At 67.9% G+C, this 10,323-nt stretch carries 10 protein-coding genes; 9 read left to right on the top strand and 1 reads right to left on the bottom strand.

Annotation, left to right across the window (positions count from 1 at the left end; translation table 11 throughout):
* The coding region (locus FJ694_RS35320) for a cell division protein ZipA C-terminal FtsZ-binding domain-containing protein (protein WP_157272199.1) at positions 1 to 988 on the top strand (988 nt) is incomplete at its 5' end.
* A 103-nt stretch (positions 989 to 1,091) separates the two neighbouring features.
* On the opposite strand, the gene FJ694_RS35315 is transcribed toward FJ694_RS35320, so the two are convergent.
* Positions 1,092 to 2,753 (bottom strand): M28 family metallopeptidase, encoded by a 1,662-nt coding sequence (locus tag FJ694_RS35315; RefSeq protein WP_157272198.1) that lies wholly within the window; start codon positions 2,751 to 2,753, stop codon positions 1,092 to 1,094.
* A 143-nt stretch (positions 2,754 to 2,896) separates the two neighbouring features.
* On the opposite strand from FJ694_RS35315, the gene ligA reads away from it, so the two are divergent.
* From ligA to FJ694_RS35275, 8 genes are all read left to right on the top strand, one after another.
* Positions 2,897 to 5,128, top strand: coding sequence for an NAD-dependent DNA ligase LigA (gene ligA, locus FJ694_RS35310; RefSeq protein WP_157272197.1), 2,232 nt, complete (start codon positions 2,897 to 2,899; stop codon positions 5,126 to 5,128).
* A 5-nt stretch (positions 5,129 to 5,133) separates the two neighbouring features.
* On the top strand, positions 5,134 to 5,658 hold the full coding sequence (gene def, locus FJ694_RS35305; RefSeq protein ID WP_157272196.1) for a peptide deformylase: 525 nt from the start codon (positions 5,134 to 5,136) through the stop codon (positions 5,656 to 5,658).
* Positions 5,659 to 5,798: 140 nt separating this feature from the next.
* The gene (locus FJ694_RS35300; RefSeq protein ID WP_157272195.1) at positions 5,799 to 6,131 is read left to right on the top strand and encodes a hypothetical protein; all 333 of its coding nucleotides are present in this window, start codon (positions 5,799 to 5,801) and stop codon (positions 6,129 to 6,131) included.
* 2 nt (positions 6,132 to 6,133) lie between these two features.
* Entirely contained in the window at positions 6,134 to 6,556 is a 423-nt protein-coding gene (locus FJ694_RS35295; RefSeq protein WP_157272194.1) for a hypothetical protein, read from the top strand.
* Between the two features lie 650 nt (positions 6,557 to 7,206).
* Positions 7,207 to 7,668: a GNAT family N-acetyltransferase gene (locus tag FJ694_RS35290; protein ID WP_157272193.1), complete on the top strand. Its 462-nt coding sequence runs from the start codon at positions 7,207 to 7,209 to the stop codon at positions 7,666 to 7,668.
* Between the two features lie 18 nt (positions 7,669 to 7,686).
* Positions 7,687 to 8,070, top strand: a complete 384-nt coding sequence (locus tag FJ694_RS35285; RefSeq protein ID WP_157272192.1) for a lysozyme inhibitor LprI family protein — start codon at positions 7,687 to 7,689, stop codon at positions 8,068 to 8,070.
* Between the two features lie 84 nt (positions 8,071 to 8,154).
* Complete coding sequence (locus tag FJ694_RS35280) at positions 8,155 to 8,790, top strand: LysE family translocator (protein ID WP_157272191.1); 636 nt, start codon at positions 8,155 to 8,157, stop codon at positions 8,788 to 8,790.
* Positions 8,791 to 8,914: 124 nt separating this feature from the next.
* The coding region (locus tag FJ694_RS35275; RefSeq protein WP_157272190.1) for a DUF6600 domain-containing protein at positions 8,915 to 10,323 on the top strand (1,409 nt) is incomplete at its 3' end.

The raw sequence follows: 10,323 nt of genomic DNA, 5'->3' as shown, positions 1-10,323 counted from the left end.
CGCCGCGCCGGCCGCCGCCGGCGTGGCCGTGGGCCTGGCGGCCGAGGCCGTGGCCCCGGGCGTGGACCCGGCCGCGGAGCCGTCCTCGCCCGTGGCCGGCGTCATGCCGGGCGACGCCGCGGCGGTGGTGGCCGCGACCTCGGCGGCGGCCCTGGCGGTGCCGCGCGGGCCGCGCATCGACGCGCTCATCGACGTGATCGCCAACCTGGCACTGGACACGCGCCTGAGCGGCGACTTCGTGCTGGCGCACCTGCCCACCACGCGGCGCGCGGGCAACAAGCCGTTCCTGATCGAGGGCCTGAACGCCGCCACCGCCGCGTGGGAGCCGCCGCAGCCCGGGCAGCAGTACCGGCAGCTGCAGGCCGGCGTGCAGCTGGCCAACCGGCACGGCGCGCTCAACGAGATCGAGTACAGCGAGTTCGTGCAGAAGCTGCAGAGCTTCGCCGACAGCGTCGGCGCCGCGGCCGAGTTCCCCGACATGATGGAAGCGGTGGGCCGGGCCAAGGAGCTGGACCACTTCGCCAACCAGCACGACGCGCAGCTGGCGGTGCAGCTGGTGGCGCGCACCGCGCCGTGGTCGGTGGCCTACCTGCAGCAGGCCACGCTCAAGCACGGCTTCGTGCCGGGCTCGGTGCCGGGGCGGCTGGTGCTGCCGGGTGCCGAGGAGGGCGCGCCGCCGGTGCTGGTGCTGGCCTTCGACCCGCAGGCCGCGCTGGCCGAGGACCCGAACGCTGCGGCCGTGAAGGTGGTGAGCCTGAGCCTGGACATCCCGCAGACGGCCGAGGGCGACGATCCCTTCGCGACCTGGCTGCGGGCCATGTCCACGCTGGCCGAGGAGCTCGACGCCGCGCTGGTGGACGAGGACGGCCGCCCGGTGGCGCCCCAGGCCTTCGAGCCGATCAAGAAGGACCTCGACGGGCTGTACCGCGCCATGGAGGCCCGCGATTTGGCGGCGGGGTCGGCGGCGGCGAGACGGCTGTTCAGTTGATGAGGAAACGGCGCGCCTGGCATGTCGGGCGCGCCGTTCGAGACGGCAAGCAGGCGGCCCCGCGGGGCCGCCTCTTTCGTTCAGGCCGTGAATTGCAAGCGCATCAGCGGATGAACTTGTCGCCCTGGCGCTGGAACTGGTAGCCCGCCGAGGCCGCGCGCAGGCCCGCGGCTTCCGGACGGCCCGCGCCCGGCGGCGTGGCGTCCCTGGCGAACAGCATCGTCACGGCCGCCACCGCGTGCAGGTTCAGGTTGAAGGCGCGGGCATCGACGTTGCGGAAGGTGTCGCAGGCCTCGTGGTAGCACGGGTCGTAGGCCACGCCGGCGGTGCCGCCCCACAGTGCCGCCTGCTCGGGCGTCTTGATCCCCTCGGCGCCGGTGAACAGGCCGCCGGCCGGGATGCCCACCGCGATGAACGGGCCGTAGTCGCTGCGGCCGTCGAAGTCGGTGCCCTGGGTGGGCACGCCGCGCCGCGAGAAGAAGCCCTCGAAGGCCTGCTCGATCTCGGCCGAGCCCGGGGGGCCCTCGCCGGCGCCGGTGCCGTCGGAGTTGTCGCCGTCGTAGACGAAGTAGCCCGCGTTGGGCGATCCGATCATGTCGAAGTTCAGGTACAGCGCGATGTTGCGCGCCTGCTCCTCGGGCAGCGTGCCCACGTAGTAGGTCGAGCCCAGCAGCCCCGACTCCTCGGCGCCCCACAGCGCGAAGCGCACGCGGTTGCGCGGCTGGTACTTGGCCATCTGCTTGGCGGTTTCCAGCAGCGCGGCGACGCCCGAGCCGTTGTCGTTGATGCCGGGGCCCTCGGCCACGGAGTCCAGGTGCGCGCCGACCATCACCACCTGCGACGGGTCGCCGGTGCGGGACTCGGCGATCACGTTGCTGGTGCCGGTGGCCTCGATGCGGGTGTCGGTCTTGATGCGCACGCGCAGCCCGGAGACGGCGGCCAGCGCGTTGCCCTCGGCCTGCGTCACGGACGTGACGGGGATGCGGGCGCGGAAGTCCGCGCCCAGCGTGCCGTTGATCTCGCCTTCCTGGTTGTTGGCGATGATCACGCCGCGGGCGCCCGCGGCCAGCGCGTTGGTGGCCTTCTCGGCGAAGGTGCAGCTGCCCCGGCCCACCAGCGCGATGTGGCCGCTCGGGAAGCCGTTGAAATCCTCGGGCTCGCAGCCGGGCGTGGCGTCGGTGGGCTGGAAGGGCAGCGCCGTCACCGGGGCCGTCACGTTGCCGCTGGGCGAGTAGCTCAGGACCTTGTTCTCGACCGTGCGCGCCTCGGGCGCCGTGACCTGCAGCTCCGCCGGCGACAGCTCCTCGAACGTGCGGAAGCGGAAGTACTGGCGCCGCACGTCGTAGCCGGCTTGGCGCAGCACCTGCACCGCGTAGCGGGCCGAGGCGTTGTAGCCCTCGGTGCCCGAGGCGCGGTTGCCGCCGTTGGCGTCGGCGATGTCCTGCAGCGCCTTCTGGTGCTTGCGCACCTCGCTGTAGGTGACGCACTCCAGCAGCTTCGGAATGGTGTTGTTGATGCGCCCTGGCTCGGTGCAGGCCGCGGGCAGCGCGGCTTCTGGCGCGGCATTGAAGACCACGTCGCCGTCGGCTGCCGCGACGGCCTGGGTGGCCGTCGCCGCCGAGGCGGACGCCGACAGGGCTCCCTCGCCCGGGCCGGCGTCGCCGCCGCCGCCGCAGGCGCTCAGCAGTCCCGCCGCCACTGCCACCGACCACCAGCCCGGCAGCCGGGCCGGCGCCGCGCGATGCGATTTGTCCAGGGATTTCATCGGTACTCCTCAGGTTTGCCGCACGCCGCGACAGGCGGCGCGGGTTGCCGTGCCGGCTCGTGGCCGGGGCGGGAGGAGGCGGCAATCCTCTTGCCGCGGGTGACCCCCGGAACGAAGGTCGGGCTTGCCTACACTGGCGCCCTATGCCCACGAGCTCCTCCAAGAAGACCGATCCCGCCGTGCGCGCCGCCGAGCTGCGCGCCTTGCTGCACCACCACGCGCACCGGTACTACGTGCTGGATGCCCCCGAGATTCCCGATGCCGAGTACGACCGGCTGTTTGCTGAGCTGCAGGCGCTGGAAGAAGCCGACCCGGGCCTGCGCACGCCCGACTCGCCCACGCAGCGCGTCATCGGCCAGGTGCTGCCGGGCTTCGTGCCGGTGCGGCACCGGGTGCCGATGCTGAGCATCCGCACCGAGACCGACACCACCGCCGAGGGCGCGCGTGCCTTCGACGCGCGCGTGCGCCGCGAGCTGGCGCTGACCGAGGCCGACCCGCCCGTGGCCTACGTCGCCGAGCTGAAGTTCGACGGCCTGGCGCTGAGCCTGCGCTACGAGGCGGGCGTGCTGGTGCAGGCCGCCACGCGCGGCGACGGCGAGACCGGCGAGGACGTGACGCAGAACATCCGCACCATCGGCCAGATCCCTCTGCGGCTGACGGGCGACGCGCCGCCGGTGCTGGAGGTGCGCGGTGAGGTCTACATGCGCCGCGACGCCTTCGAGCGGCTCAACGAGCGCCAGCGCGAGGCGGGCGAGAAGACCTTCGTGAACCCGCGCAACGCCGCCGCCGGCGCGGTGCGGCAGCTGGACCCGGCGATTGCCGCCAGGCGCCCGCTGAGCTTCTTCGCCTACGGTTGGGGCGAGGTTGCCGGCTGGGAGGACATGCCGCCAACGCAGTCCGGCGTGCTGGACGCGCTCCAGCGCTTCGGCCTGCCGGTGAGCGCCGAGCGCGTGGTGGCGCAGGGCGCGGACGGGCTGATCGAATTCCATGCCCGCATCGCGGCGGCGCGGGACACCTTGCCATTCGACATCGACGGCGTGGTCTACAAGGTCAACGACCTGGCGCTGCAGCAGCGGCTGGGCTACGTGACGCGCGAGCCGCGCTGGGCGGTGGCCCATAAATACCCGGCGCAGGAGCAGGTGACGACGCTGCGCGACATCGACGTGCAGGTGGGCCGCACCGGCAAGCTGACGCCGGTGGCGCGGCTGGAGCCGGTGTTCGTGGGCGGGACGACCGTCACCAACGCCACGCTGCACAACGAGGACGAGACGCGGCGCAAGGACGTGCGCGTGGGGGACCGGGTGATCGTGCGCCGCGCCGGCGACGTGATCCCGGAGATCGTGGGCGTGGTGCCGCGTGCCGCGCTGGCGGCGGACCAGGCCGGCGCCGCGGGTGCCGACGCCGTGCGCGAGGCGGCGCTGGACGTGCTGGAGGCGCAGCCCGACCCGGCGGCGGTGGCCGAAGGCACGGCGGTGGAGGCCGTGCCCGCCGTCAACCCTAACGACTACCCCGGCCGCCCGGAGCCCTTCGACCTCTACAAGAAGCTGGGCGGCCGCTGCCCGGCCTGCGGCAGCGACATCGTGCGCGAGGAGGGCGAGGTGAACTGGCGCTGCTCGGGCGGCCTGTTCTGCCCGGCGCAGCGCAAGGAGGCGGTGCTGCACTTCGCCAGCCGGCGCGCGATGGACATCGAGGGGCTGGGCGACCGCATCGTCGAGCAGCTGGTGGGCGAGGGCGACGCCCCGCCGCTGGTGCGCACACTGCCCGACCTCTACAAGCTGGGCTTCACGTCGCTGGTGGTGCTGGAGCGCATGGCCGAGAAGAGCGCGCAAAACCTGCTCAAGGCGCTGGAGGACAGCAAGAAGACGACCCTTTCGCGCTTCATCTACGGCCTGGGCATCCGGCACGTGGGCGAGCGCACGGCGCGCGACTTGGCGGCGCATTTCGGCTCGATGGACCGTCTCATTGCCGCCAGCGAGGAAGCGCTGCTGCAGGTGCACGACGTGGGGCCGGTGGTGGCGCAGAGCATCCGCACCTTCTTCGACCAGCCGCACAACGTGGAGGTGGTCGAGCAGTTGCGCGCCGCGGGCGTCACCTGGGAAGAGCACGAAGGCCGGCAGGAGGCGCCGCCCGGGCCGCTAGCGGGCAAGACCGTGGTCGTCACCGGCACGCTGCCGACGCTGACGCGCGAGCAGGCCGAGGCGCTGATCGAGGGCGCGGGCGGCAAGGCGGGTAAATCGGTGTCGAAAAAGACGGCTTATGTCGTGGCCGGCGCCGAGGCCGGCTCGAAACTCATGAAGGCTCAGGAGCTGAATATTCCCGTGCTCAATGAAGACGAACTCAAGGCGCTAGTCGAAACCGGCGACGTGAAGGAGTAATCGAAATGGCGGTGCGCGAGCTTCTGAAAATGGGCGACGAGCGGCTGCTGCGCGTGGCGCAGCCGGTGCGCGAATTCGGCACGCAGGAACTGCGCGCACTGCTGCAGGACATGCGCGACACCATGGAGGCCGCCGGTGGCGTGGGGCTGGCGGCGCCTCAAATTGGCGTCGATCTGCAGGTCGTGCTGTTCGGCTTCGAGCGCAGCGAGCGCTACCCGGACGCGCCGCCGGTGCCGGAGACGGTGCTGCTGAATCCCGTGATCGAGCCGTTGTCGAATGAGGAAGAGGACGGTTGGGAAGGGTGTTTATCCGTGCCGGGGCTGCGCGGGCTGGTGCCGCGGTTCTCGAAAATCCGGTATCGCGGGTTTGACCTGGAGGGTAATCCCATCGACCGCACGGTGGAAGGGTTTCATGCGCGGGTGGTGCAGCATGAGTGTGATCATTTGATTGGACGGCTGTATCCAACGAGGATTCGGGATTTGACCAAGTTTGGGTTTGAGGGGGTGGTGTGTCTGAAATTAGAAAGATGATCCATGATGTTGTTTTGAGGTGGATTAAGTTTCTCTGGGCACAGCAATGAATTTTATTGGTCCATTTTTGTATGGGCTGTCTGTGAAGGTGAGTTTTAAATCGTCATCAACTTGGGAATCAATGAAAGGGGTGCGTTGTCATGGTAAATATTGAGAAAAATATAGATGATGGGGAAATCCTCGCGGAACTTCGTGCAGCGCATGATCTGGCGCGCAGAAACCTTGCGCGTGCGTTGTCGAATGCTATTATTGCTTTCGGCATTTTGAATCTAGCGGTGATGGTGGATTCTGGTTTTTTAAATAGTCTTGCTTTCGCTGGCTCACTGTCTGTTGCTGGTCAGACTTTGATTTTGATTTCTCGATGGTCAATTGCATTGTGCGCGACTCTGTATTTATTGTGGTCTCTTGGGCATATCATGGTATCCGTTGCTCATCTGCGTGAAGTCAATTCGTTGTGGCGGAAGGTGTATTGATTATGGATAAGGACGTTATTAAACAAATTATCGGTCTCAGTGCACGTATTCGGAAAGAAGCGGAGGATTTGGATAAACTTCCTGGGGCCGCCTTGGTCGCGGCAGCCAGTGGCTCAATGGTTATTGGTTTTGTAGGGGGTGGATTGCTTTGGATTCCAGCGGCAATGACTGGAGGCATGTTTGTCTATAAATCCATTGTAACGGTGTTGCATTATAAAAAAGCGCAACGACAAGATCGTGTTCAGGAAACAAATGTCATACTAAAACAATTGGAGGATATCGAGCGTGCGCCGATATCGATGGAGTATAAGAAGCGTCTTTCGGAATTCGCGCTCGAAGGGCTCGAACCAAGGCGTAATGAGAATTCGAAGCTTGTGCTGATTGAAGAAGAAAAAGGTGAAAGTCTTGAATATAAAGAAAAGTAAGGAAATTCAGGTAAGAGGATGGTGCTAAAGTAGGCGGAGTTCGGGGTGCGCGTGGGGTTTATGTGGCATGTTCATGGGGTCTTGCCTTTTGCTCCTCATCAAAGATCTAAATTGTGTGTTCTATCTCTATGGTTGCCGCTGCAAAACTTTCGGCGTAGGGGCAAAAAGAGGGGCTTGGCTTTGTCATCTACCATATTATGGTCTGCGTAAAGGAGAGAATAAGTTCAGTTTCCTGCGCGGGTATCCAAGTTTGGCTGTTTCAAAGGCTTCGCTGCTATACAGTGAAATTTGAAAAGTCGCCAGCCGCAAGCCGACACGCCTCGCCAATTACTTCGTCATCCCCGCGCAGGCGGGGATCCAGGCGGTCCCTAAGCAGCCGGCAGCCGATTGGTCGGCCGATTGATGCCCAGGACATGGTCAGCGTTGCGCAATCGGCTCACGGCCAACTTGGGGGCCGCCTGGATTCCCGCCTGCGCGGGAATGACGACGCGGGGTGCGGGCTGCCCGTATCTGCGGGCTACTGGCTCTCATATACCCTCTCCGGACAGCCGTGGACTTTAGTAGGAACGACATGGCGGCATTAAAATGCCGTGTCCGGCACGACACCCAAAATATTCAAGCCACGGACAAATATCTCCAAGGAGCCTTCCATGGATTTCATACCCATCACCAAGGATCTTTGCGCCAGCCCAGCCGTCCAGGGCTCGGATTTCCTGAAGGGCCTTTGTGCCTCCGTGGTGAACATCTATCCCGAAGGCACTCCCGTCATGCCTTGGGCCGGCTACCTAGTGGAGGAAAATAAGGCCTTCATCGGCACTTGCGCCTACAAATCCCCGCCGGTGTTGGGCGCGGTCGAGATCGCCTATTTCACTTTTCCCGGCCACGAAGGGCAGGGCAGCGCGACCCGCATGGCGCGACACCTGGTGGAATTGGCGGCGGAAAACGGCGTGGCCTGCGTCCGCGCCCAGACGCTGCCTGAGAAAAATGCTTCCACGCGCATCCTGGAAAAGCTGGGATTTACACTGGTGGGGCCGGTCCACCACCCCGAGGACGGCGAGGTGTGGGAATGGCAGAAACGGGTGGCCGACTCGCAATCCGGCGCCTCCCGATAAAGATTTGAGGAGTTATTGATGAAACATGGTTTGCTGGTTCTCGCCCTGCTTTGCGCCGCCGGGCCCGCCTGCGCCCGCGACGCCGGCCTGAGCCCGGAATTCTCGGCCTGCATGGACCAATCCAACGGCGTCACCGCCACCATGCTGGCCTGCATGAGCGCCGAGACCCGCCGCCAGGATGCCCGCCTCAATCAGGCCTACAAGGCGGTGATGGCCCAACTCTCCGAGGCGCGCCAGAAGGAATTGCGCGACGCCCAGCGCGCCTGGCTCAAGTTCCGCGAGGCCAATTGCCGCTTCTATGCCGACCCGGAGGGCGGCACGATTGCCACGGTGAATGCCAGCGACTGCCTCATGTCGGCCACCGCGGCACGGGCGCGCGAGCTGGAAGGCTTCAAGCGCTGACGTGAATTCGTTCACGAATTCCGGAGCCGCATTCATGCCGCCGTCAGGCGCGGCCTCGACCATCCATTTCATTTGCCCATCGCCATGACCGAAATCACCGCGCTTCTCGGCATCGCCGCCGCCATCTGCGTCGGCGCCGCCAGCCCCGGCCCCAGCTTCGTGATGGTGGCGCGTACGGCCGTCGCTTGCGGCCGGGCCCAGGGCTTGAGCGCCGCCCTGGGCATGGGCCTCGGCGGCCTGCTGCTCGCCATCGCCGCCTTGGCTGGCCTCAATGCCGCTTTCGCGGCGGTGCCGGCGCTGTTCATCGTCCTGAAGGTGGTCGGGGGCCTTTACCTGGCTTATCTGGGTTTTCGCATCTGGCGCGGCGCGCGGCAGCCGCTGGACGTGTCCGATTCCGGCGCTGCCGATACCCCGGCGCGAAACAAAAACCACCTGCTGCTGGGTTTCACCACGCAGGTGAGCAACCCGAAGGCGGCGGTCGTCTATTCCAGCGTATTTGCCGCCTTCCTGCCCGCGGCGCCCAGCCTGCAATTCGACATGGCGGTGGCCGTGGTGATTTTCATCATCGAGGCGGGCTGGTATGCCTTCGTCGCCACGGTGCTGTCGGCGCAGGCGCCGCGAAACACGTACCTGCGCTGCAAGAAATGGGTGGACCGCTGCGCCGGTGCCGTCATGGGCGCGCTGGGGCTGAAACTGGCCGTGTCAGCGGTCGAGCGTTGATGAAGGGCGCCGCGCGACGCCTGGACGCCCCCTTGTAACGCCGGGCAATCCCTGTCCTCGGGGGAGGGCGCACGCGCGTTGCCTTTCCCACAGGGCCGCCGTCAAGGCGGTCCAGGGAGACGACATGGGATTGCTTGATTTGCAGCGCGCCGCGCGCCTGTTCCTGGCGCTGGCGCTGCTGGCGGCCGGTGGCGCGGCCTGGGCCGATCCGCCCGGGCGCGTGGGCCGGCTGGCGCAGGCCGGCGGCACGGTGTGGATGTACGACACGCAGGCCGGCGAGTGGACGGCGGTGGCCGTGAACCGGCCGGTCACCACCGGCGACCGCCTGGCCACCGACAACGGCGCGCGCGCCGACATCCAGGTCGGCTCGGCCTCGCTGCGGCTGGACGGCGCCACCGAGCTGGTCGTGCAGCAGCTCGACGACCAGCGCGTGAGCCTGCAGCTGGAGCGCGGCAGCGCCGCGCTGCGCGTGCGCGCCGCCGACGGCGCGGACGATTTCGAGATCGTCGCCAACGACGCGCGCTTCCAGCCCACGCGCGCCGGCCAGTACCGCGTGGACGTGCGCGAAAACGTCGCCACGGCCCAGGCCTGGAGCGGCCAGCTGCGCTTCCAGGCCTCCGACAGCACGCTGCTGCTGGAGCCGGGCACGCGCTACAGCTTCTGGGTGCAGGACGACCGCACCCACTACGACATGGCCGCCGCCACCGGCGACGACGCCTTCGGCGCCTGGGTGCTGGCGCAGGACCTGCGCGAGGACCGCAGCGCCTCCACCCGCTACGTCTCGCCGGAGATGACCGGCGCGCTCGACCTCGACCGCCACGGCCGCTGGGACAGCCACCCCGAGTTCGGCGCGGTCTGGTTCCCGGTGGGCGTGTCCACCACCTGGGCGCCTTACCGCTACGGGCACTGGGCCTGGGTCGCGCCCTGGGGCTGGACCTGGGTGGACGACGCGCCCTGGGGCTTCGCGCCGTTCCACTACGGGCGCTGGGCCTCCTGGAACGGGCGCTGGTGCTGGGTGCCCGGGCGCTACGTCGCCCGCCCGGTGTACGCGCCGGCGCTGGTGGGCTGGATCGGTGGCAGCAGCTTCAACGTGAACGTCAACATCGTCAGCGGCCGGCCCGCGCCGCCGCCGCTCATCGGCTGGGTGCCGCTGGGCCCGCGCGACGCCTACGTGCCGCGCTTCAACGCCACGCCGCGCCACATCTGGGGCGTCAACGCGCCGGTGGGCGCGTGGCTGCCGCCGCCCGGCGCCGCGCCGCGGCACTGGGACAACCGCGGCGTGCGCGGCGCCGTGACGGTGGTGCCCGTGAACACGCTGCACGACCGCCGCCGCGTGGCCGACCGCGTGCTGCCGCGCGTGGAGCCGCGCTGGAGCACGGCGCTGCCGACGCAGCAGCCGTCGCTGCCGCGGCCGGAGCGGCCCGAGCGCCCGGACCGGCCAGATCGTCCGGATCGGCCGGATCGGCCGGACTGGCGCGGCCAGCGCGGCACGGGTGCCGGCGCGGGCGTGCCGGGCCCGGCGGGCGCGCTGGT

Source organism: Azohydromonas aeria (assembly GCF_009760915.1).
GTDB lineage: Bacteria > Pseudomonadota > Gammaproteobacteria > Burkholderiales > Burkholderiaceae_C > Azohydromonas > Azohydromonas aeria.
This window is presented reverse-complemented; position numbering and strand designations above follow the sequence as displayed.

Coding starts and splice junctions, on each gene's coding strand:
- FJ694_RS35315 (WP_157272198.1), bottom strand. CDS start 2,753: ATGAAATCCCTGGACAAATCGCATCGCGCGGCGCCGGCCCGGCTGCCG.
- ligA (WP_157272197.1), top strand. CDS start 2,897: ATGCCCACGAGCTCCTCCAAGAAGACCGATCCCGCCGTGCGCGCCGCC.
- def (WP_157272196.1), top strand. CDS start 5,134: ATGGCGGTGCGCGAGCTTCTGAAAATGGGCGACGAGCGGCTGCTGCGC.
- FJ694_RS35300 (WP_157272195.1), top strand. CDS start 5,799: ATGGTAAATATTGAGAAAAATATAGATGATGGGGAAATCCTCGCGGAA.
- FJ694_RS35295 (WP_157272194.1), top strand. CDS start 6,134: ATGGATAAGGACGTTATTAAACAAATTATCGGTCTCAGTGCACGTATT.
- FJ694_RS35290 (WP_157272193.1), top strand. CDS start 7,207: ATGGATTTCATACCCATCACCAAGGATCTTTGCGCCAGCCCAGCCGTC.
- FJ694_RS35285 (WP_157272192.1), top strand. CDS start 7,687: ATGAAACATGGTTTGCTGGTTCTCGCCCTGCTTTGCGCCGCCGGGCCC.
- FJ694_RS35280 (WP_157272191.1), top strand. CDS start 8,155: ATGACCGAAATCACCGCGCTTCTCGGCATCGCCGCCGCCATCTGCGTC.